Origin of the sequence: Clavibacter phaseoli (assembly GCF_021922925.1) — a bacterium.
GTDB lineage: Bacteria > Actinomycetota > Actinomycetes > Actinomycetales > Microbacteriaceae > Clavibacter > Clavibacter phaseoli.
The window spans coordinates 732,231-752,797 of record NZ_CP040786.1 but is presented as its reverse complement, the minus strand read 5'-3'; the positions used below and the strand labels follow the sequence as shown (position 1 = coordinate 752,797).

Below are 20,567 nucleotides of genomic sequence, written 5' to 3'. Positions count from 1 at the left end.
CCCCGCGCCGCCCGCCCGATTCGCGGGAATGCCGGCCCCGCCCCTACAGTTGACCCAGATGCATACGTTCGCATGGATAGGGAAGCAGGGCAGCATGGCGCAGGAGATCGAGCTCGGACTGGACACGTTCGGCGACGTCACGGTCGGACCGGACGGCCGGGAGCTGCCCTACGCCGAGGTGATCCGCAACGTCGTCGCCGAGGGCGTGCTGGCCGACCAGGTCGGCATCGACTTCATCGGCCTCGGCGAGCACCACCGCGACGACTACGCGATCTCCTCCCCCGAGGTCGCGCTCGCCGCCATCGCCGCGAAGACGGAGCGCATCCGCCTCGGATCCGCCGTCACCGTCCTCAGCTCCGACGACCCGGTGCGCGTCTTCCAGCGCTTCGCGACGCTCGACGCCGTCTCGGACGGCCGCGCGGAGGTCATCCTCGGCCGCGGTTCGTTCACGGAGTCGTTCCCGCTGTTCGGCTACGAGCTGAGCGACTACGAGCGCCTCTTCGAGGAGAAGCTCGGCCTCTTCGCCGAGCTCGTCAAGGAGACGCCCGTCACCTGGAGCGGCTCGACGCGCGCCGGCCTCACCGACCACGACGTGTTCCCGAAGACCGCGAAGGGCCTCACGACGTGGGTCGGCGTCGGCGGCAGCCCCGAGTCCGTCGTCCGCGCCGCGCGCCACGGGTTCCCCCTCATGCTCGCGATCATCGGCGGCGAGCCGCACCGCTTCGCGCCCTACGCCGACCTGTTCGCGCGCGCCCTCGACCAGCTCGAGCAGCCGCGCCTGCCCGTCGGGATCCACTCGCCCGGCTACGTCGGCGAGACCGACGCCGAGGCCCGCGAGGCTTTCTTCCCGGACTACCAGGTGATGCACGCCCGCATCGGCAAGGACCGCGGCTGGCCGCCGCTCGCGCGCGCCTCCTACGAGCAGGAGATCGAGCACGGCTCGCTGTACGTGGGATCCCCCGAGACCGTCGCCCGCAAGATCGCCGCGACGCTGAAGGCCGTGGGCGCCGACCGCTTCGACCTCAAGTACAGCGCGGGCCCGTTCTCGCACGAGCGGATGATGGGCGGGATCGAGCGCTACGGCACGATCGTCGCGCCCATGGTGCGCGACATCCTCGCCTGATCCGCCTTCTCGGGCGCCCCCGATGCCCTCCGCGGTGGAGGGGGCGCCCGCGCGCGGGATATCCTGCGATCGTCCCCATTCCGGGGGCGTCGCGACGGATGGGACGGACTGCGATGACCGGCGCACCGCCCTCCGACGACGACCCGGGTCGCGCCGATCCCGCGGACCCGCATGACGCGCCCGCGGCGCAGCACGCGCCGGGCTCCCGGGCCCTGTCCGCCGGACCGCTCGCGTCGCTCCGCTCGGCCACCATCGGGCGGCTCCAGTACCGCGTGCTCTACCGCGAGATGCGGCGCGCCACCTTCCCGCGCGACTCCCCCACGGGCTCGCTGCCGGGTCCGGATCCGTACGGCCTGGCCGTCGTGGGCGAGGGCACCGCGGTCGGCTACCAGACCGTGTCGCACGACCTCGGCGTCGCCGGTCAGGTCGCGCACAAGCTGGCGGTCCGCACCGGCCGCGGCGTCTTCTGGTCCGTGCAGTCCTTCCCCGACTTCACCGTGCGCTCCTGGCGCGCGGGCCTCGACGCGTTCCCCGCCTGGGCGAGCACCGACGTGGCCGTCCTCGCGCTCGGCATCGGCGACGCCATCCGGTACACGCCGACGCCGCTGTGGGAGTCGCTGCTCGACGCGTGCATCACGGGCATGCAGGATCGCATGCCCGAGGGCGCGCTCGTGCTCGTCACCGAGGTGCCGCCGCTGGAGATCTCGCCCGTCACGCCGTCGCTCATCGCGGGTCCCGTCGGGCGGCACGCCGACGCGCTGAACCGCAGCACCAGGAAGGTCGTCGCGCGCCACGACCGGGCCGACAGCGTGCCGTTCCCGGCCTGGCGGATCCCGGAGTTCACGGCGCCGAACCCCGAGGACACCCTCTACGGCCGCGTGTACCGGGCGTGGGCGGAGCTGCTGGTGGAGCGGATCGCGCGGCCGTGAGCGCGCCCGGACCCGGACCCGCCTCGCTCGCCGACGGCTACGCGGCCGCCGACATCCGCGCCGCCGAGGCCCCGCTGCTCGCGGCCGGGGCGCAGCTCATGCGGGTCGCGGCCGCGGGGCTCGCCCGCGAGTGCCGGACCCTCGCGCCCGTCGGTCCCGTGCTCGTGCTGGTCGGCGCCGGGAACAACGGCGGCGACGCGCTGCTGGCGGCGGCCGAGCTCGCCCGCGAGGGGCGCGAGGTCGGCGTGATCCGCACGGCGTCCCGGATCCACGAGGACGGTGCAGCTCGGGCCATCGCGGCCGGCGTGCCCATCACGTCGGCGGACGAGCTGGACGACGCGACCCTCGCGGACATCGCGCGCTCGTCGGCGCTCGTCGTGGACGGGATCCTCGGCATCGGCGCGACGGACGACCCGGCTCTCCGCGGCGAGGGCCGCAGGGTCGTCGCCGCGCTGCTGCCCGTCGTGACCGCGGAGGGCGGCCCCGCCGTGATCGCGTGCGACATCCCGAGCGGCGTCGGCTGCGACGACGGCCGGGTGCCGGATCCGACCGTGCTGCCCGCCGACGTCACGGTCACGTTCGGCGCGGGCAAGCCCGGGCTGATGCGCGGGGACGGCCGCGCGCTCGCGGGCCGCGTCGAGCTGGTCGACGTGGGACTCGACCTCTCCGGCGTCATCCCGCGCGTCCGCGCCTCCTGACGACGCGCCCGGGCCGACGCCTGTCCCCGATATCGCCGACTTCACCCGACGCTCCCGTCGCGGGAGGGTGGGGGCAGGCCATCCGGCCCGTCGAAGGGGGACGACACCATGCACGAGCACGCCATCACGCACCGCACCCGAGGCGGAGGGCCGGCATGACCGGCCCGCTCGCCCTCGCCATCGCCAACGCCGCCGTCATGGCGGCCGTCGCCCTCGCGGGGGCGCGCACCCCGCGGTGGATCCGCGGATCGTCGTGGCTGCTGCTCGCCGTCTCGCTCGCGGTGCTCGCGCTGCACCTCCTCGGCGACGCGTGGGACATCCCGACGAACCTGCTGGCGATCACGTTCCTGGTCTCGACCTGCCTCAACGCGAGCGCCCTCGCGCCGCTCGTGATGCAGCGGCTCCTCGCACGCCCGACGCGGACGCGGCGACGCGTGGCGGGCACCGACTAGCGCGCGGACCGGCCGCCGACCGGCGCCGGGCAGACGGATGGCCGCATCGCCCGAGGGCGGTGCGGCCATCCGTCGTCCGGGACCCTCGGGATCAGGCCGGGGTCACGTCGATCAGCACCTTGCCGGTCACGCCGTCCTCGACCGCCTGGTGGGCGTCGGCCGTGCGCTCGAGCGGGAACCGCGTGACGGGGAGGCCCGCCTCCTCGCCGACCGGCAGCGCGCCGTCGATGAGGGCGAGGTGGATGTCGGCGCGGGCGGCGTCGAGCGCCTCCTGGCCCACCGTGTAGAGCAGCAGGAACTGGTAGCGCAGGTTCTTCACGAAGCTGTCGACGACGGGCAGGGTGACGGTGTCGCCGCCGTTGTTCGCGTACACGGCGACCGACGCCCGGTTCTTGGCGACCGCCTGGTTGAGCTCCGCGTTCTGCGCCGGGGCGACCTCGACGATCAGGTCCACGCCGTCGGGCGCGATGGCCTGGATCTCCGCGGCCGCGTCGCCCGCCTTGTAGTCGACGACGTGCTGCGCGCCGGCGGCCGTCGCGAGGGCGGCCTTCTCGGGCGAGCTGACCGTGGTGATCACGGTCGCGCCGGCCCAGCGCGCGAGCTGGATGGCCGCGTGGCCGACCGCGCCCGCGCCGCCGGCGACGAGCACGTGCTTGCCGGCGAGGGCGCCGGGCGCGAGGCGCGACGGGCCGTCCTCGGAGACGGTGAGCGCGCGGTGCGCGGTGACCGCGGGGACGCCGAGGCTCGCGCCGAGGTCGAAGGACAGCCCGTCGGGCAGGGGCGCGACGCGGTCGACGGGGAGGACCGTCTTCTCCTGCGCGGTGCCGGTGGGGCGGCCGTGGGCGGCCAGCATGATCCAGACGCGGTCGCCGACGGCGAGGTCGGTGACGTCGGGGCCGACGGCGTCGATGATCCCCGCGCCGTCCTGGTTCGGGACGACCTCGGGGAACGGCAGCTCCTGTCCGGGCGCTCCTCCGTCGCGGGACTTCCAGTCGGTGGGGTTCACGCCCGAGACGACGACGCGGACGCGCACCTCGCCGGGACCGGGGGATGCCTCGTCGCGGTCGACGGGCTGCAGGACGTCGGGGGCACCCGTGCGGGTGTAGGTGATCGCTCTCATGCTGGGCCCAACGCCCGGCGACCGCGAGGTGTTCCTGTCGGTCAGCCGCCGAGCGTGTCGTGCGTGAGGCGGCCGCCGAGGAGCGTGGCGGACACCCGCATCGCGCGGAGGTCGTCGGCGGAGGTGGCGCCCGCGAGCGGATCCGCCTCCACGACCGCGAGGTCGGCCCGCTCCCCCGGCGCCACGCGAGTGCGGACGGACGCCTCGAGCGCGGCCGCCCGGTCGATGGCCTGCTCGGGGTGCCAGGGCTCCCGGCCGTCGCGCGACCGGCCGACGGCGGCGCTCATGGTGGCCCACGGATCCAGCGGCGCGACGGGCGCGTCGGAGCCGAGGGCGAGGCGCGTGCCCGCGGCGCGGAGGTCGGCGAGCGCGAAGGCGCGCGCGGTGCGCCCGGCCCAGTAGACGTCGGCGACGTCGCGGTCGTCCATGGCGTGCTCGGGCTGCACGCTCGCGACCACGCCGAGCGCGGCGAACCGCGCGACGTCCTCGTGCGTCAGCAGCTGGGCGTGCTCGATGGATCCGGCGAGCCCGTCGGCGTCGCGGTGCGCGCCGCCGAGCAGGTCGTCGAGGTGCGCGAACGCGTCGAGCGCGAAACGGTTCGCGTGGTCGCCGATCGCGTGGATCGCGGGCCGCAGCCCCTGGCGCGCGGCGCGCTCCATGAGGCCGCGCAGCTCCTCCGGCGGGACCGAGAGCTGGCCGCACGCGCCGCCGTGCGCGTCGCCGCCCTGGCCGTCGAGGTCGGGGTACGGGTCGAAGCAGTAGGCGGTGCGGGTGTTGAGGGATCCGTCGGTGACGACCTTCGCGGGTCCGACGCGGACGAGGCCGCCCGTGCCGTCGAGCACGTCGCCGGTCCGCAGGCCCTCGTCGCGCGCGCGGTCGAGGTGCTGCGGCCAGACGCCGAACTCGACCCGGAGCGCGTCGTGGCCGAGGGCGGCGAGGCGGCGCCAGCGGTCGGGGTTCCAGTCGATCTCGAGGTCGACGACGCCGACCACGCCGCGGCGGGCGGCCTCCCGGGCGACCTGCACGGCCTGCGCGTCGAGGGTCGACGCGTCGCCCTCCTCCACGCGGTACATGAAGTCGAAGCAGTCGTCCTCGCGCAGGAGGCCCGTGGGGTGGTCCCCGTAGCCGTGCGGCGCGAGCGCGGCCGAGCTCGCCCAGCAGCAGTGCAGGTCGCCCGAGACGAGGAGCACGGGGGTGTCGCCGGCGACGGCGTCGAGGAGGTCCTTGGTCGGGAGGTCGGGCCAGAGGCCGTCGCGGAAGCCGTAGCCGACGAGCGGCTCCGGGGCGCCGGAGCGCGTGACGGCGCCTGGTCCGCCGGACGCCGCGCGGGCCGCGAGCGCGTCGCGCACGAGGCCGACGGCCTCCGCCGCGGACGACGCCCGGGAGAGGTCGAGGCGGCGCGAGACCTTGGTCCACTGCGTGAAGTGCACGTGGTTGTCCCAGAGGCCGGGGATGACGAAGCGGCCGTCGAGCGCGCGGGTCTCGACGCCCTCTGCGTCCGCGGATCCCGCCGGCCCGACGGACGCGATGACGCCGTCGCGCACGAGCACGTCGACGGGCGCGTCGGATCCGGGCAGGCGTCCGCCCGCGAGGAGCAGGCCGCTCACGCGTCGGTCCCGGCGGATCCGCCCTCGGCCCGGGCTCCGGCACGCCGCATCTCCGCCGCGAGCGCCGGATTCGGGTACTCCGCACCGTGCTCGAGCTCGTGGAGCACGCGCTCGACGACGTGCGCGGGCTTGTTCTGGCTGAGCTTGGCCTTGGCGACGAAGCGCGTGGCGACGAGCCGGAGGCCGACGGTGCCGGCGCTGATCCGGGCGGCGTACGCGGCGTCGGCGGCCGTGCCCTCCATGCGACGGGGCTCCGGCATGCGGTCCTCGAAGCGGTCCACCAGCTGGCCGAGCACCCGGAGGTTCTCCTCGGGCGACAGGATCTCGACGCGGCAGGTCAGGTGCGCGCTGATGTGGTTCCAGGTGGGCACGGCGGGGTCGGCGTCGTACCAGCCGGGCGACACGTAGCCGTGCGGGCCCTGGACGATGACGAGCACCTCGCCGTCGGCGCCGTCGCGCTGGCCGAGCTCGTGGATCCGCTCGTCGGGGCGGCCCACGTGGGTGAGGAGCGTGAGGTCGTCGCGGTCGGGGTCCAGCAGCACCGGGTAGTGCGAGGCGACGAGCCCCGCCCCCGTGCCGCTGACGATCGTGGCCCACGGGTTCTCGCCCACGAGGCGGCGGATCTCGGCGACGTCCTCGAGCGCGAACGACGGGTTCTCCCTCACCGGGCGGCCCGCCGCGGCTCGAGGGCGGACGGGGACGCGAGGGGCATGACGGGATGCTACCGGCCGCCGGGCGCCGCTCCCGTCACCGGCGCCGGCGCCGGCCGGGCCGACCCGCGTCGCCGAAGCGCGGTCAGCGCGCCCGCAGCCCCGGGAACTGGTCGTCGCGCCACTCGCCCTCGAGGCGCTCGCCGGCGTCGGCCGCGGCCACCTCGCGCTGCCGCAGCTCGACCCGCCGGATCTTGCCCGACGCGGTCTTCGGCAGCTCGCCGAACTCCACGCGGCGCACGCGCATGAACGCGGGGCTCTTCTCGCGCGCGTGCTTGAGCACGGCGAGCGCGGTCTCCTCGTCGGGCTCCCACCCGGCGGCGAGGTGCACGTACGCCTTCGCGACGTTGAGGCGCACGTCGTCGGGCGCGCCCACGACCGCGGCCTCCGCGACCGCCGGGTGCTCGATGAGCACGCTCTCGACCTCGAACGGCGAGACCTTGTAGTCGGAGGACTTGAAGATGTCGTCGGTGCGGCCGATGAACGTGATGGTCCCGTCGGCGTCGCGGCGCGCGACGTCCCCCGTGTGGAAGAACCCGTCCCGCAGCGACTCGGCCGTGCGGGCCTCGTCGCCGAGGTACCCGGCCATGAGGTTCACGGGCCGGGTGGTGAGGTCGAGGCAGATCTCGCCCTCGTCGGCGGGGGCGCCCGTCACGGGATCCACGAGGACGAGGTCGACGCCCGGGAGCGCCGTGCCCATGGAGCCCGGCACGACGGGATCGCCGGGCGCGTTCGCGACGATGGCCGTGGTCTCCGTCTGGCCGTAGCCGTCGCGGATCGTGAGGCCCCACCACTCCTCGATGCGCGCGATGACCTCGGGGTTGAGCGGCTCGCCGGCGGACATGATCTCCCGCAGCCTCCCCGGCCGCTCGCGGATCCCGGCCTGGATGAGCATGCGCCAGACGGTCGGCGGCGCGCAGAACGTCGTGACCTCGGCGCGGTCGAGCTGCTCCACGAGCGCGTGCGCGTCGAAGCGCGCGTAGTCGTGCACGAAGACGGTGGCCTCCGCGATCCACGGCGCGAAGAAGCAGCTCCACGCGTGCTTGCCCCAGCCGGGCGAGCTGATGGCGAGGTGCACGTCGCCGGGCTGGAGCCCCAGCCAGTAGGCGGTCGTGAGGTGGCCGACCGGGTACGAGACGTGCGTGTGCACGACCATCTTCGGCTTGCTCGTGGTGCCGGACGTGAAGTAGACGAGCGCGGGATCCGTGGAGGCGACCTCGACGCCGACCTCGTCCGCGGGTGCGTCGTCCGCGTCGCGGTAGTCGGCCCAGCCCGCGGGCACGGACGTCCCGCTCGCGGCGCCGATCGCGATGCGCGCGTACTCCCCCGGCACGTCGTCGAAGACGGCCGTGTGCGCCAGGTCGGCGATGACGTGGCGCACGCCCGCGCGCTCCACGCGGTCCGTGAGGTCCGCGGATCCGAGCACGGTGGAGGTGGGCAGGATCACGGCGCCCGCCTTCATGATCGCGAGCATCGTCTCCCACAGCTCGACCCGGTTGCCGAGCATGAGCATCACGTGGTCGCCCTTCCGCACGCCGAGCCCCACGAGCCAGGTCGCGACGCGGTCGGAGCGCGTGGCCATCTCGTCGAAGGTGAGGCTGCGCTCGGATCCGTCGCCCGCCACGACGCGCAGCGCCACCCGGTCGTTCCCCCGCGCGATGCCGTCGAACCAGTCGACGGCCCAGTTGAAGGAGTCCCCGACGTCGGGCCAGCGGAAGCGCTCGACCGCGGATGTCCGGTCGGTGCGCATCTCCTGCAAGAGGTCACGGGCGGCGCGGTAGGAGGAGTTGGCTTCGGGCATGGGTCCATCCTGCTGCCCGCGGCACGCTGCCGGGTGCAGGGGATCCGGAGACCGCACCGATCGGCGCCGGGCTCCGAAGGCAATTGGTAGTGCACGAACTCATCAGTGAGGGAAGGACCGCAGCATGACCGAGATCACCGCCCACCACGGGCTCCTGAAGGACACGAACCTGCACGTCGACGACACCGGGGGCACGGGCCGCCCCGTCGTCCTCATCCACGGCTGGCCGCTCTCCGGGGAGTCCTGGAGCAAGCAGGTGCCCGCGTTCGAGGCCGCCGGCTACCGCGTCATCACGTACGACCGCCGCGGCTTCGGCCGCAGCGACAAGCCGCTCACGGGCTACGACTACGACACCTTCGCGTCGGACCTCGACGCGGTGCTCTCCGAGCTCGACCTCGTCGACGTCACGCTCGTCGGGTTCTCGATGGGCGGCGGCGAGATCGCCCGCTACATCGGCACCCGCGGCGAGGCGCGCCTGCACAGCGTCGTCTTCGCCTCCGCGGTGCCGCCGTACCTGGAGAAGACCGACGACAACCCGGACGGCCCGCTCACGAAGGACGCGGCCGCCGAGATGACCGCCGGCCTCACCAAGGACGAGGACTCCTTCTACGACGAGTTCACGACCGGCTTCTACTCCGCGAACGGCGTCCTCAAGGTCACCGAGGCGGAGCGCCAGGAGGCGATCGCGCTCGCGCACCAGTCGAAGAAGCACGCGGCGCTCGCGTCGATGGCCGCGTTCGCGACCACGGACTTCCGCGACGACCTCACCAAGGTCACGGTGCCGACGCTCGTCATCCACGGCGACAGCGACGCGACCGTGCCGTTCGAGGGATCCGGCGCGCGCACGCACCAGGCCATCGCCGGTTCGGAGCTGCACGTCGTGAAGGACGCCCCGCACGGCGTCACGGTCAGCCACCCCGAGGAGTGGAACCAGGCCGTGCTGGAGTTCCTCAAGAAGTAGCTCGCACCACCACCTGCGCAGGGGCGCTGATCCGATCCTCGGTCAGCGCCCCTGCGTGCGTCTCAGCGCCCCTGCGTGCGCTTGTAGGGCTTCGGCTGGCCCTTGACCACGGGCGCGCGGCCCTGGCCCTTGGAGGCCTTCGCCTTCCCGCCGGCCGGCGGCCTCGGCGCCTCGGGCGGGGTGGACGGCTTCGCCAGCTCCTCGACGGCCTCCTCGTAGGCGAGGCGGCCGGTCTTCGTGAGGCGCGTCTCGGTGCTCTGCGGGTCGAACACGGCCTTGCCGTAGTGCTCCTCGATCGCGCGGATGGAGGAGGCGAGCTTCGCGCGCGAGATGCCGAGCCGATCCGCCGCCTTCGGCAGGTGCAGCACCTCGGCCGCGACCACGAAGTGACGCTGGTGGCTGATCTTCACGGGTGGTGCCTCTCGTCGCGGCGGATGCCGGATGTCCCACGGTACAGGCCGGCTCGGGCGCGCCTGGGCGGGCCGGTAGCGTCGAGGCGGCGGACGGCGCCGACGGGAGGCACGGCATGGCGGGACTCGAGGTCGTGGCGGCGGTGCTGATCCGCGACGGGCGGGCCCTCGCCTGCCGCCGCGCGGCGCACAAGCCGGGCGCGGGCACGTGGGAGTTCCCGGGCGGCAAGGTCGAGCGGGGCGAGACCCCGGAGGCGGCGCTCGCGCGGGAGATCCACGAGGAGCTCGGCGTCGACGTGACCGTGGGCGCGCTGGTCGACCGCTCCGAGGTGCCCGTGGGCGATCGCGTGATCGACCTCGCCTGCTATCGCGCGGATCCCGTCGGCCCGCTCCCCACGTCGAGCACCGACCACGACGAGCTCCGCTGGGTGCCGCTCGCGGACCTCGGCGACCTCTCCTGGTCGGCGCCGGACCTGCCGGCGGTGCGTCGCCTGGTGCTCGCGGCCCGGCACCCGGACGCGGACTGGATCACCGACGTCGACGCGCCCGCCCCGGCGGCGGATCCCGAGCGCGACCGGCATGCCGCCCGGCTCGCGGAGGCGGCGGGGATGGCCGATGCGGCCGACGCGCTCCGGGTCGGCGTGCGGGAGGCCCACGCGGCGGGCCTCGACGAGCACCGCATCGCGGCCGCCGCGCGGCTCCCGCTCGCCGACGTGCGGGCGCTGCTGCGCTGACGTCCCCCGCCCCAACGTCCTCGTCCCGACGCGGCGGGCGTTGACGCGCGCCCGATGCGCGACCTAATGTAGGTACACCGTGTACGTACTCAGAGCCGAGGGTGCGCGCGGGCAGAGTCGCCCATCCGATCAGAGGAGATCCGCCATGGCATCCGACCCCTTACCCACGAGCCGCGTCCCGCTCTTCGACGGCATGAACCGCATCCCCGGCGGGCTCATGCTCATTCCGCTCATCCTCGGATCCGTCGTCGGCACCTTCGCCCCCGGCTTCCTCGACCTCGGGAACTTCACCACCGCGCTGTTCAAGGACAGCGCTCTCCCTCTCATCGGCATCCTGATCTTCGCCACCGGCATGCAGATCACCCTCCGCACGTCGGGCCCCGTGCTCGCGACCTCCGGCGTGCTGCTGCTGACGAAGTCGATCATCCCGGCGACGTGCGTCGTGGTGCTCGGCAACCTGGTCGGGCTCGACGGCCTGCTGGGGGTCTCGATCCTCGCGCTGCTCGTGAGCATGGACAACAGCAACGGCGGCATCTGGCTCGCGTTCACCGGCCGCTACGGCCGCGAGCGCGACCGCGGCGCGTACATCGCGAGCGCCGTCAACGACGGCCCGTTCTTCTCGCTGCTCTTCCTCGGCGCCGCCGGCCTCGCCGACATCCCCTACACGCTGCTGCTCGCGGCCGTCATCCCGCTCCTGCTCGGTGTCATCGTCGGGAACATGGACGCCAAGTGGACCGAGGTCATGCGGCCTATCCCCAACATGGTGATCCCGTTCTTCGCCTTCGCGCTCGGCACGGGGATCGACCTCGGCAACGTCGTCTCGGGCGGCCTGTCGGGCATCGTGGTCGGGGTGATCGCGACCGTCTTCACCGGCACTGTGGCCTACCTCGGCTACCGCTTCCTGCTGCGCCGCGGCAAGGAGTCGGGCCTCGGCATCGCCTCGGCCACGACGGCCGGCAACGCCATCGCGACCCCCGCCATCGTCGGCGCGGCCGACCCGTCCTTCGCGCCGTACGTCGAGGTCGCGACCGCCCAGGTCGCGTCCGCCGTGCTCGTCTCGGCCGTTCTCGCGCCTATCCTCGCCGCCTGGGTGCTCAAGCGCGAGGGCGGCATGCAGGCCATCGCCGACGACCGCGTCCGGGACGAGGAGCAGGCCGCGGCGGAGGCTGCGGCGACCGCGGCCGTCACGGACGCCTCGGGACCGGGGTCCGACGGACGGCACGGCTCCGGCCCGGGCGCGGGTGCCGCATGACGCCGGCCTCCCCCGCCCTCGCGGATCCCGCCGCTCCCGCCCGCGTTCCCGTCGGATCGGTGGTGCTCGTCGCCGACGACCTGACGGGCGGCGCGGACTCGGCGGTGCAGTTCGCCCGCGCCGGCTGGGCCGCGCGGCTCGCCCTCGGGGCGACCGTGGCACGGCACGGCGACGACGGGTCCGTCGTCGCGATCGTGACCGACGCCCGCGCCGCGACCCCCGACGAGGCCCGCGGCTCCACGCGAGCCGCCGTCGCCCGCGCCGTGGCGGACGGCGACGACCGCCTGTTCCTCAAGATCGACTCGACCATGCGCGGCACCGTCCAGGAGCAGGTCGAGGGCGCCCTCGCGGCCTGGTCGGCGCGCGAGCCGGACGCCGTGGCGGTCGTCTGCCCGGCGTACCCCGCGATGGGCCGCACCGTCGAGGGCGGGCTCCTGCTCGTCGACGGCGCGGGCGTCGAGACGACGTCGGTCGGCCGCGACCCCGTCACCCCCGTCACCACCAGCGCCCTCGCCGACCTCCTCCCGGGCAGCGCGCACGTCGACGCGGCGGCGGACGCAGCGGACCTCGCCGTCCGCATCGCGACCGCATCCGCGGGCGGCGTGCGCGTGGTCACCATCGATGCCGTGACCACCGCGGACCTGCGCTTCGTCGCCGAGGCGCTCGCCCTGCTCGGCTCGCGCGCGGTGCCCGTGGGATCCGCGGGGCTGGCGGCGGAGATGGCCCGCGTGTGGGGACCCGGGCTCGTGCCCGCGTCCGCGATCACGACCGGGCGCCACGCTCCCGCGGCCGCCGATCCCGACGCGGAGCCCGACCGACCCCGGCACGTCGTGGTCGTCGTCAGCTCCCTGCACGACGTGTCGCGGGCGCAGCACGCCGACCTCGTCCACGCCGCGGACACCGGTTCGCTCGGCGAGGACGTGCGCACGATCGCCCCGTCGCTCGACGACCTCGTCGGCCGGGGCGCGGACGAGATCCTCGCGGACGCGCAGGGCGACGGCCCCGCGCCGGCCGTGACCATCGTGCTCGCGCCGGAGCGCGCGGCCGTCCCCAGCTCGGACGCCCCCGGGTCGCCGACCACCGCGGAGCGCGTCGCGACGGGTCTCGCGCTCCTCGCCGAGGGCGTCATCGCCCGCCGCGAGGCGAGCGCGCTCGTGCTGATGGGCGGCGAGGGCGCGCGCGCCGTCCTGTCCCGGCAGGGCGCCGACGCGATCCGCGTCCGCGACGCCATCCGCGAGGGCATCCCCGTCGGCGTCATCGAGGGCGGGCGCCTGCACGGCCTGCCCGTCGTCACCAAGGCCGGCGGCTTCGGCTCGCCCTCCGCGCTCACGGACATCGTCCCCGAGCTCCTCGACCAGACCGCATCCACCCCCACGCAAGGAGAAGCACCATGACCCTCCCCCGCCTCGCCCTCACCCTCGGCGACGTCGCCGGCATCGGCCCCGAGATCACCGCCAAGACCCTGCTCGGCCACGACGACCTGCGCGAGAGGGCGATCCCCGTCGTCATCGGCGACGAGGCCGCCATGCGCCGCGGCGTCGAGGCCGTCGGCGGCGACCCGGAGAAGGTGCGCGTCATCGCGTCCGTCGCCGACGCGCGCAACGAGCCCGGCACCATCGAGCTGATCCAGACGGGCCCGTCGCTCGCCGACGTCCCGGTGGGCGAGCTCAGCGCGGCCGCGGGCGACGGCTCCTACCGGTTCGTCGTCGAGGCCTGCCGCCTGGCTCGCGCGGGCGAGGTCGACGGCATCGTCACCGCGCCGCTCAACAAGGCCGCCATGCACGCGGGCGGCCACAAGTGGCCCGGCCACACCGAGCTCCTCGCCCACGAGTTCGGCGTGGAGAACTTCTCGCTCGTGCTCTCGGCCGGCGAGCTGTTCTTCTTCCACCTGACGACCCACGTGTCGATGCGGCAGGCGATCGAGGACATCACGCCTCAGCGCACGGGCGACGTGCTCGACCTCGCCGGCGCCTTCGCCGCGTCGATGGGCACGCCGGACGAGCTCATCGGGCTCGCCGGACTCAACCCGCACGCGGGAGAGAACCGGCTCTTCGGCGACGAGGACGCCGACATCCTCGCGCCCGCCGTCGCGGCCGCGAAGGAGCGCGGCCTCAACGTCGTGGGTCCCGTGCCCGGCGACGCGCTGATCCCCGCCGCCGTCCGCGGGAAGTACAAGCTCGTGGTCGTCTGCTACCACGACCAGGGGCACGCGCCCTTCAAGGCCGTGTACGGCGACGACGGCGTGAACATCACCGTGGGCCTGCCCGTGGTGCGGGTGTCCGTCGATCACGGCACCGCGTTCGACATCGCCGGCCAGGGCATCGCCCGCGAGGCGAGCCTTGTACTGTCGGTGGAGCGCGCCGCGTCCCTCGCGCCCGGCTGGGAGCACGTCTGGCGCACTGCGCAGAAGATCGACGCCCCCGCCGCCTGACCCGTGACACCCGAGGAGACCGTGCCGAACCGGATCGACGACCTGGACCCCGGTGCGGTCTCCCCGGCGCACGCGGGGCCGCTGCACGCGCAGCTGACCGGCCTGCTGCGGTCGCCCATCGTCGACGGCGCCTGGCCGCCCGGATCCCAGCTCCCGACCGAGGCCGAGCTGCAGGAGCGCTTCGGGGTGTCCCGCTCGGTCGTCCGCCAGGCCCTCCACGCCCTGACAGCCGAGGGCCTCGTGCAGCGGGGACGCGGGCGCGGCAGCATCGTCGCGCCGCGCGGCGAGCTGCACCGCCTCGTGCAGCGCGTTTCCGGGCTCTCGACGCAGGTGCCGTCCGTCACCACGCGCGTGCTCGAGCTGGCCCCCGGACGCGACGCGGACGCGGAGCGCGCGCTCGGCGGATCCGAGGTCCACCTCCTCCGTCGCCTCCGGTCCGCGGGAGGCGAGGCGGTCGCGCTCATCCACACCTGGCTCCCCCGCGGCATCGCCGAGCGGCTGACCGCGGACGACCTCACCGACGCCTCGCTGCACGCCCTCCTCCGCTCCCGCCTCGGGATCCACGTCGCCGCCGGACGCCGGCAGGTGCGAGCGGTCGGCGCGTCCCCCGAGGTGGCCGCCGCCCTGCGCGTCGCCGAGGGCGCCCCCGTCCTGGTGCTCGAGGGCACGAGCACGGATGCGTCCGGCGATCCGATCGAGGTGTTCCGCACGTGGCACCGCGCCGACCGCTTCGTCTTCGACATCGACGTCCTGACGGGCGACGGCGAGCCGGGCATCCCCTCCACGCGGTCCGTCGCCTCCGCCGACGAGGGCGCCGAGTCGGCGGTGGCGTCGGCGTCGGCCACCTCCGCCCCGGCGGACCCCGACCTCGCCGCCCGGGCGCTGGCCCTGTCCAAGGAGCTGGCGGACCTGGCACGCCGCCTGCGCTGACGCCGGGTCGATCCGGACCGTCTGCGGCAGCACGGAAGCAGGATGAGACGGGCTGCCCGACGCTCGCTTGACCTCAAGGGGACTCGAGCTGTTCTGATCGGCGCATGATCATCCACGCCGTGACCCTGCCCGCCCGCGACACCGCCGAGGTCGCCGACGCCTACCGGGCGCTCGGCTTCCCGGTGCGCGCGACCGAGGAGGCGGTCGAGGTGGAGATCGGCCCGACGCGGCTCCGCTTCGCGCACGACCCCGGGTACCGCGGCGCGCACCACCTCGCGTTCACGATCCCGACGGGCGCCTTCGCGGACGCGCGGGCGTGGCTGGGCGAGCGGGCGGAGGTCATCGCGCCCGACGGCCGCGACGAGTTCGAGGGCCCCGGCACGTGGGACTCGCGCTCGATCTACTTCCGCGGGCCCGACGCCCAGGTGCTGGAGCTCATCGAGCGCCGTGCCCTCGCGCCCGATGGTCAGGCGACCGGGCCCTTCGACGCCTCCCGCGTCGTCGCCGTGAGCGAGGTGGGCGTCGTCGTCGACGACGTGCCGGCCGCGGTCGCGCTGCTCGGACGTGCCGGCCTCCGGCCCTACGGCGGCTTCGCGACGGACGGGTTCGCCGCGGTCGGCGACGTCGACGGGCTCGTGATCCTCGTGGCCCGCGACCGCGCGTGGGTCCCCGAGGGCGTCCAGGTCGCCGCGGACGTGCCGGTGGTCGTCGACGCGGGCCTCGGTCGGGAGGTCGCGCTGGGTCCCGGGAAGCGCCTCATCTGAGCGGATGCCCCTCGGGGGTCGGCGCGCGTCGATCATCCCCAGGGTCGCACGGCTGGGGACGCCCACGGGGCGGGATGCGCGGCAGACCGTAGCGTCCTCCCGCACCGGGGGCACGCGCCCCCGGATCCCCGTCCCCTGACCAGAGAGAGATGGCCCATGTCTGTCATGCCGTTCACGCTCCGCTCGCGTCCCGCGGCGGTCGCCGCGCTCGCCCTCGTCGCCACCCTCGCGATCCCCACCCCGGCCCAGGCGGCCACGCCCGTCCACCACCCGGCGCCGGCCCGCACCGCCGCCCACCACCACGCGCCCTTCGCGGTGCGCACCACGGTCGTCGCGAAGCCGGCCGTCTCGGGCTTCGGCGGCGGCGTGATCTACGCACCGCAGGACACCGGCAAGGCCGTCCTCGGCAGCGTCGTCATCACCCCGGGCTTCACGGACACGAACGCGGACGAGAAGGAGATGGCCGAGCTCGTCGCCTCGCAGGGCTTCGTCGCGTTCGCGATCGACACGCTCGACACGGGCGACCTCCCCGACCAGCGCGCCACCGAGATGCTCGCCGCGGCGGACTACCTCACGGGGAAGAGCGCGGTGCGGTCCGAGGTCTCCGCCGACGACGTCGCCCTCCTCGGCTACTCGATGGGCGGCGGCGGCACGATGCAGGCGGCGCAGTCCCGCCCGTCCATCAAGGCCGCGATCGGGCTCATGCCGTTCGACTTCCCGCCGGCGAGCGACCCGAACGCGCAGTACCCCTCGTACCCCGCGATGAAGACCCCGACCCTGGTCATCACGGGCCAGAAGGACGACGTCGCCGACCCGGCGGACTTCGGCAAGCCGGCCTACGACTCCATCCCGGCCGGCACGCCGAAGCAGTACCTGGAGCTGAAGGGCCTGGGTCACGCCGCGGGCGAGCACGTGCCGGTCGCCACGATCCGCGTCGCGGTGACGGCGTTCCTCGAGCGCTACCTCGAGGGCAACAGCGCCTACGCGAAGTTCATCTGCCCGGCGCCGAAGGTCGGCGGCCCCATCAGCGCGTCGACCAGCTCCTGCGGCAGGAGCTGATCCCGTCCCCGCACCCTCCGCGCGGCGTCCGACCCCCCGGTCGGGCGCCGCGCGCGTGTTCCCTCGGCGGCACCTAGGGTGGGAGCGATCCACCATCCGCCCCCGCCGACGCGGGCCGGCCACCGAACGGAGCGCTGATCGCGCTGAGCACCACCCCGCCGCCCGCCGACCCGCGGCGCCCCCGCCGGGATCCCGGAGCCGCGCGCCCGCCGCGCCAGCGCCGCCGGCGCGTCAACCCGCAGGAGATGCGCGACGTCCGCGCCCGGCTCCGCGGCACCATCTACGAGGGCACCGAGCCCGCGCACGGCCGCCTCGGCGACCTCTACTCGCCGCGCCAGATCGTCGACTTCTGCCTCGACCTCGGCGAGGTGATGCTCGCCTCCGGCGCCGACGTGCGCGCGGTCGAGATCGCCATCGTCGCCGTCAGCACGAAGTGGAACCTCGCGCCGCTGGAGCTCGACATCACGGGCACGGCCATCACGATCCAGTACGCGCCGCTCGAGGGCCCGCCGCTCGTGAAGCTGCGCGTCGTCACGGCCGAGGGCAGCGACCTGCACCGGCTCTCGCTCGTCTACCAGATCGTCGACGAGCTGCTGCACGACGACCGGGACATGACGAGCGCCGTCGATGGCCTCGTCGAGGTGCTGAAGTCGCCGCCGCGCTGGCCGGCGTGGATCACCGACGCGGCCATGGGCCTGTTCGGCGTCTCCGTCTCGCTGCAGGCCGGCGGCACGGTCGCGGGCGCCGTCGGCGCCTTCCTGCTCATGATCGGCGCGATGGTGCTCGGGCGGCAGCTGGCCCGGCGCGGCATCCCGCCGTTCTTCGTCGTGGCCGTGCAGTCCGCGATCGTCGCCGCCGTCGGCACGCTCGCGATCTGGTCGGGCGTGATGCCCGCCGGGAGCGCCGCCGCGATGGTCGCGGCCGTGGTGGTGCTGATCCTCCCCCACGTCACGATCGTCACGTGGGCGCAGGACGCCATCTCGGGCTTCCGGGCCATGGCGCTGTCGCGGGCGATGATCATCGTGCTCGTCGTCGCGGGCATCGCCGTCGGGATCCCGGGCGGGCTCGCGCTCACGGCCGGCGTCGACATCGAGGTGGATCCCACCGACATCACGCTGCGGGCCCTGCCGCTCTGGATGCTGCTCATCACCACGTTCTTCGCGGCCGGGGCCACCGGGATCACGCAGGGCGCCAACGCGCGCGTGATGCCGGTCGCCATCGGGGTGGCGCTCGTGGGGACGGTGTCGCTGTTCGTCCTCAAGGCGGTCGGGGTGCCGCTGCTCGCCGCGACGTTCCTCGTCGCGACGCTGCTCGGCGCGCTCGGCACCGTGGTCGCGGCGCGCCTGCGGGTGTCAGCCACGGCGATCGCGGTGCCGGCGTTCTGCGGATCCCTGCTGCCCTCGCTCGCGGTCGCGTCGGCGCTGCTCAACTCGATGGCGGGCACGGACGGCGCGACGGGCGCGTTCGTCGGCGCGATGGCGACGACGCTGGCTATCGGCGCGGGCCTCGTGCTCGGCAGCCTGCTCGCGACGCCGCAGGCGCGCCGCCACCTGCGCCGCCGGGCGAAGCGCGTGGTCGTGCAGTCGGTGCGGCTGGACACGACGCCCATCGGGATCATCCGCGACCCGGCGCTCCTCGAGCCGCCGGCCGGCGGCAGCCCGGACCGCGCCTGACCGCACCCGCGACGGGGGCGGCCGAGGGCCGGGCATAGCCTGGATCCACCTGTCCCCACGAGGGACGCCACCCACTCGCGAGGAGGATCCCCATGGACGTGCACCCCGGAGTCAGCCTGCTGGACGACGACGTGCGGGACGCGCACGAGCTGTTCCGCTCGCTGCACGCGCACCCCGAGCTCTCGATGCAGGAGCACGCGACCGCCGCGGCGATCGAGGCGTACCTGGAGGCGATCGGCGCCGAGACGAGCCGCTGCGGCGGCACCGGCGTGGTCGGGATCCTCCGCAACGGCGACGGCCCGGTCGTCGCGTTCCGCGCCGACACCGACGGCCTCCCGATCCTCGAGGAGACCGGCCTCGCGCACGCCAGCCGCGACACGGGGATCGACCCGTCGGGCAAGGAGGTGCCCACGATGCACGGCTGCGGCCACGACTTCCACGTCGCCGCCGCCCTCACCACCGCGCAGGCGCTCGCCGCGAACCGCGACGCGTGGGCCGGCACGATCGTCTTCGTCTTCCAGCCCGGCGAGGAGACCGGCGAGGGCGCCCGCGCGATGCTCGCCGACGGGCTCTGGGACCGCGCGCCGCGCCCCGAGGTGATCCTCGGCCAGCACGTCTTCCCGCTCCCCGTCGGCATGGTCGCCACGCGCGAGGGCGCGTTCATGAGCATGAGCGACTCGTGGAAGGTGACCGTCAAGGGCCGCGGCGCGCACGGCTCGCAGCCGCAGAACTCCATCGACCCGATCGTCGCCGCCAGCGCCATCGTCCTGCGCCTGCAGACCGTTGTCGCGCGCGAGCTGGATCCGCAGGCCGCCGCCGTCGTCACCGTCGGCACGTTCCAGGCGGGCACGAAGGAGAACATCATCCCCGAGCACGCGGTGCTCGGCCTCAGCATCCGGACCTTCGACACGGCCGTGCGCGAGCGCGTGCTGGCGTCGGTGCGGCGGATCATCCTGGCCGAGGCCGCCGCGAGCGGGGCGCCGGAGCCCGAGATCGAGGAGATCGTCTCGTTCCCGCTGAACCGCAACGACCCGGAGGCGACGCGCGGGATCGTGGCGGCGCTCACCGCGCAGCTCGGCGAGGACATGGTCAAGGAGTCGCCGCCCATCATGGGCAGCGAGGACTTCGGGATCCTCGGCGAGGCCATCGGCGTGCCGACCGTCTACTGGGCGTTCGGCGGCGTCGAGGCGTCCGCGTTCGGCGGCGAGACCCCGCCTCCCGGGAACCACACGCCGCAGTTCGCGCCCACGATGGAGGGCACGATCGAGACGGGCGTCAAGGCCGCGACGGCCGCCCTGCTCTCGCGCGTCGGCGTGGCGCGGGCCTAGGCCGGGATCCTCGCTAGCGGCGGGCGCGGCGGTTCCGCCAGGCGGACCACGCGCCCGTCGCCCAGAGGGCCCAGATCACGAGGAGAGGCTGGAAGACGAGGCGGATCGCGCGGGCCGCGTCGGTCTCCAGGCCGAACGCGGGCGTGCGGGTGACGAGCTGCGAGATGTTGCCGGGGAAGATCGCGACGAAGAAGGCCGCGACCACGAGGCCGACCCACACGCGCCAGCGCCCGAGGAGCACGAGCGACAAGCCGAGCACGATCTCCACGACGCCCGACGCGAGCACCACGAAGTCGGGATCCATCGGCAGCCACGCCGGCACCTGCGCCTGGAACGACTCCCGCGCGACGGTGAGGTGACCGGTGCCGGCGAGGATCAGCACGAGGCCGAGCAGGATCCGGCCGAGCGTGCGCGGGATCGAGCGGCGGCCGCCGTCCGGGGCGAGGCGCGGGTCGGCGGTCGGGCGGGACGCGGGGCTCGTGGTCATGCGCCCAGTCTGACGCGGGCCGATGGGCGTCCGGCCCACGCGGATCCCCGTGGTACCTGCTCTTCCCCAGGTGCCGGAACCGGTCCTAGGCTCCCGCC

Annotated in this window: 20 protein-coding genes; 14 read left to right on the top strand and 6 right to left on the bottom strand. The window is 74.7% G+C overall.

Translation table 11 applies throughout. The features are described from left to right. Positions 1 to 94: 94 nt before the first annotated feature. The 4 genes from FGI33_RS03520 to FGI33_RS03505 all read left to right on the top strand — a co-directional run bounded on the left by FGI33_RS03520 (position 95) and on the right by FGI33_RS03505 (position 3,202). Positions 95 to 1,123, top strand: a complete 1,029-nt coding sequence (locus tag FGI33_RS03520) for an LLM class flavin-dependent oxidoreductase (RefSeq protein WP_119435095.1) — start codon at positions 95 to 97, stop codon at positions 1,121 to 1,123. Positions 1,124 to 1,236: 113 nt separating this feature from the next. Continuing rightward, the gene (locus FGI33_RS03515) at positions 1,237 to 2,052 is read left to right on the top strand and encodes an SGNH/GDSL hydrolase family protein (RefSeq protein WP_119435096.1); all 816 of its coding nucleotides are present in this window, start codon (positions 1,237 to 1,239) and stop codon (positions 2,050 to 2,052) included. Beyond that, on the top strand, positions 2,049 to 2,750 hold the full coding sequence (locus FGI33_RS03510) for an NAD(P)H-hydrate epimerase (protein ID WP_237582268.1): 702 nt from the start codon (positions 2,049 to 2,051) through the stop codon (positions 2,748 to 2,750). The genes FGI33_RS03515 and FGI33_RS03510 overlap by 4 nt, the downstream gene beginning before the upstream one ends. 155 nt (positions 2,751 to 2,905) lie before the next feature. Continuing rightward, positions 2,906 to 3,202: a hypothetical protein gene (locus tag FGI33_RS03505; RefSeq protein ID WP_119435597.1), complete on the top strand. Its 297-nt coding sequence runs from the start codon at positions 2,906 to 2,908 to the stop codon at positions 3,200 to 3,202. A 91-nt stretch (positions 3,203 to 3,293) separates the two neighbouring features. Here FGI33_RS03505 and FGI33_RS03500 read toward each other — a convergent pair whose 3' ends face one another. The 4 genes from FGI33_RS03500 to FGI33_RS03485 form a co-directional block, all read right to left on the bottom strand. Continuing rightward, positions 3,294 to 4,322 carry an NADPH:quinone reductase gene (locus FGI33_RS03500; RefSeq protein WP_237582267.1) on the bottom strand — a complete coding sequence of 343 codons (1,029 nt, stop codon included), beginning with the start codon at positions 4,320 to 4,322 and terminating at the stop codon, positions 3,294 to 3,296. A gap of 41 nt (positions 4,323 to 4,363) precedes the next feature. Then, entirely contained in the window at positions 4,364 to 5,929 is a 1,566-nt protein-coding gene (locus FGI33_RS03495; RefSeq protein ID WP_237582266.1) for an amidohydrolase, read from the bottom strand. Next, the gene (locus FGI33_RS03490) at positions 5,926 to 6,594 is read right to left on the bottom strand and encodes an FMN-binding negative transcriptional regulator (protein WP_119403101.1); all 669 of its coding nucleotides are present in this window, start codon (positions 6,592 to 6,594) and stop codon (positions 5,926 to 5,928) included. Before FGI33_RS03490 ends, FGI33_RS03495 begins: the two co-directional genes overlap by 4 nt. A 130-nt stretch (positions 6,595 to 6,724) precedes the next feature. Continuing rightward, positions 6,725 to 8,440, bottom strand: coding sequence for an AMP-binding protein (locus tag FGI33_RS03485; protein ID WP_119435208.1), 1,716 nt, complete (start codon positions 8,438 to 8,440; stop codon positions 6,725 to 6,727). Between the two features lie 124 nt (positions 8,441 to 8,564). Between FGI33_RS03485 and FGI33_RS03480 the strand changes: the two genes are divergently transcribed. Further along, positions 8,565 to 9,401: an alpha/beta fold hydrolase gene (locus FGI33_RS03480; RefSeq protein WP_086520299.1), complete on the top strand. Its 837-nt coding sequence runs from the start codon at positions 8,565 to 8,567 to the stop codon at positions 9,399 to 9,401. Between the two features lie 62 nt (positions 9,402 to 9,463). On the opposite strand, the gene FGI33_RS03475 is transcribed toward FGI33_RS03480, so the two are convergent. Then, complete coding sequence (locus FGI33_RS03475; RefSeq protein ID WP_119402753.1) at positions 9,464 to 9,811, bottom strand: LysR family transcriptional regulator; 348 nt, start codon at positions 9,809 to 9,811, stop codon at positions 9,464 to 9,466. A 116-nt stretch (positions 9,812 to 9,927) separates the two neighbouring features. Here FGI33_RS03475 and FGI33_RS03470 point away from each other — a divergent pair, with 116 nt between their 5' ends. From FGI33_RS03470 to FGI33_RS03430, 9 genes are all read left to right on the top strand, one after another. Then, positions 9,928 to 10,545, top strand: a complete 618-nt coding sequence (locus FGI33_RS03470; RefSeq protein ID WP_237582265.1) for a (deoxy)nucleoside triphosphate pyrophosphohydrolase — start codon at positions 9,928 to 9,930, stop codon at positions 10,543 to 10,545. Between the two features lie 145 nt (positions 10,546 to 10,690). Continuing rightward, positions 10,691 to 11,797: a 2-keto-3-deoxygluconate permease gene (locus tag FGI33_RS03465; protein ID WP_119435457.1), complete on the top strand. Its 1,107-nt coding sequence runs from the start codon at positions 10,691 to 10,693 to the stop codon at positions 11,795 to 11,797. Then, the gene (locus FGI33_RS03460) at positions 11,794 to 13,191 is read left to right on the top strand and encodes a four-carbon acid sugar kinase family protein (protein WP_237582264.1); all 1,398 of its coding nucleotides are present in this window, start codon (positions 11,794 to 11,796) and stop codon (positions 13,189 to 13,191) included. The genes FGI33_RS03465 and FGI33_RS03460 overlap by 4 nt, the downstream gene beginning before the upstream one ends. After that, positions 13,188 to 14,228 carry a 4-hydroxythreonine-4-phosphate dehydrogenase PdxA gene (gene pdxA, locus FGI33_RS03455; RefSeq protein ID WP_119435029.1) on the top strand — a complete coding sequence of 347 codons (1,041 nt, stop codon included), beginning with the start codon at positions 13,188 to 13,190 and terminating at the stop codon, positions 14,226 to 14,228. Before FGI33_RS03460 ends, pdxA begins: the two co-directional genes overlap by 4 nt. Before the next feature lie 21 nt (positions 14,229 to 14,249). After that, positions 14,250 to 15,158 carry a GntR family transcriptional regulator gene (locus tag FGI33_RS03450; RefSeq protein WP_182623326.1) on the top strand — a complete coding sequence of 303 codons (909 nt, stop codon included), beginning with the start codon at positions 14,250 to 14,252 and terminating at the stop codon, positions 15,156 to 15,158. Positions 15,159 to 15,262: 104 nt separating this feature from the next. Continuing rightward, positions 15,263 to 15,922: a VOC family protein gene (locus tag FGI33_RS03445; RefSeq protein WP_119435031.1), complete on the top strand. Its 660-nt coding sequence runs from the start codon at positions 15,263 to 15,265 to the stop codon at positions 15,920 to 15,922. A 156-nt stretch (positions 15,923 to 16,078) separates the two neighbouring features. Further along, a complete protein-coding gene (locus tag FGI33_RS03440) occupies positions 16,079 to 16,981 on the top strand; it encodes a dienelactone hydrolase family protein (protein WP_119435032.1) in 903 nt (300 codons plus the stop codon). A gap of 245 nt (positions 16,982 to 17,226) precedes the next feature. Beyond that, a complete protein-coding gene (locus FGI33_RS03435; RefSeq protein WP_237582263.1) occupies positions 17,227 to 18,654 on the top strand; it encodes a threonine/serine exporter family protein in 1,428 nt (475 codons plus the stop codon). A gap of 92 nt (positions 18,655 to 18,746) precedes the next feature. Further along, on the top strand, positions 18,747 to 19,982 hold the full coding sequence (locus FGI33_RS03430) for an amidohydrolase (protein ID WP_119434495.1): 1,236 nt from the start codon (positions 18,747 to 18,749) through the stop codon (positions 19,980 to 19,982). A gap of 13 nt (positions 19,983 to 19,995) precedes the next feature. Here the strand turns inward: FGI33_RS03430 and FGI33_RS03425 are convergent, their stop codons facing one another. Continuing rightward, complete coding sequence (locus tag FGI33_RS03425) at positions 19,996 to 20,469, bottom strand: DoxX family protein (RefSeq protein ID WP_119434494.1); 474 nt, start codon at positions 20,467 to 20,469, stop codon at positions 19,996 to 19,998. Positions 20,470 to 20,567 lie beyond the last annotated feature (98 nt).

Excerpts from the sequence above, each read along its gene's own strand:
- FGI33_RS03520 (WP_119435095.1), top strand. The coding sequence starts at position 95 with ATGGCGCAGGAGATCGAGCTCGGACTGGACACGTTCGGCGACGTCACG.
- FGI33_RS03515 (WP_119435096.1), top strand. The coding sequence starts at position 1,237 with ATGACCGGCGCACCGCCCTCCGACGACGACCCGGGTCGCGCCGATCCC.
- FGI33_RS03505 (WP_119435597.1), top strand. The coding sequence starts at position 2,906 with ATGACCGGCCCGCTCGCCCTCGCCATCGCCAACGCCGCCGTCATGGCG.
- FGI33_RS03500 (WP_237582267.1), bottom strand. The coding sequence starts at position 4,322 with ATGAGAGCGATCACCTACACCCGCACGGGTGCCCCCGACGTCCTGCAG.
- FGI33_RS03485 (WP_119435208.1), bottom strand. The coding sequence starts at position 8,440 with ATGCCCGAAGCCAACTCCTCCTACCGCGCCGCCCGTGACCTCTTGCAG.
- FGI33_RS03480 (WP_086520299.1), top strand. The coding sequence starts at position 8,565 with ATGACCGAGATCACCGCCCACCACGGGCTCCTGAAGGACACGAACCTG.
- FGI33_RS03470 (WP_237582265.1), top strand. The coding sequence starts at position 9,928 with ATGGCGGGACTCGAGGTCGTGGCGGCGGTGCTGATCCGCGACGGGCGG.
- FGI33_RS03465 (WP_119435457.1), top strand. The coding sequence starts at position 10,691 with ATGGCATCCGACCCCTTACCCACGAGCCGCGTCCCGCTCTTCGACGGC.
- FGI33_RS03460 (WP_237582264.1), top strand. The coding sequence starts at position 11,794 with ATGACGCCGGCCTCCCCCGCCCTCGCGGATCCCGCCGCTCCCGCCCGC.
- pdxA (WP_119435029.1), top strand. The coding sequence starts at position 13,188 with ATGACCCTCCCCCGCCTCGCCCTCACCCTCGGCGACGTCGCCGGCATC.
- FGI33_RS03445 (WP_119435031.1), top strand. The coding sequence starts at position 15,263 with ATGATCATCCACGCCGTGACCCTGCCCGCCCGCGACACCGCCGAGGTC.
- FGI33_RS03440 (WP_119435032.1), top strand. The coding sequence starts at position 16,079 with ATGTCTGTCATGCCGTTCACGCTCCGCTCGCGTCCCGCGGCGGTCGCC.
- FGI33_RS03435 (WP_237582263.1), top strand. The coding sequence starts at position 17,227 with ATGCGCGACGTCCGCGCCCGGCTCCGCGGCACCATCTACGAGGGCACC.
- FGI33_RS03430 (WP_119434495.1), top strand. The coding sequence starts at position 18,747 with ATGGACGTGCACCCCGGAGTCAGCCTGCTGGACGACGACGTGCGGGAC.
- FGI33_RS03425 (WP_119434494.1), bottom strand. The coding sequence starts at position 20,469 with ATGACCACGAGCCCCGCGTCCCGCCCGACCGCCGACCCGCGCCTCGCC.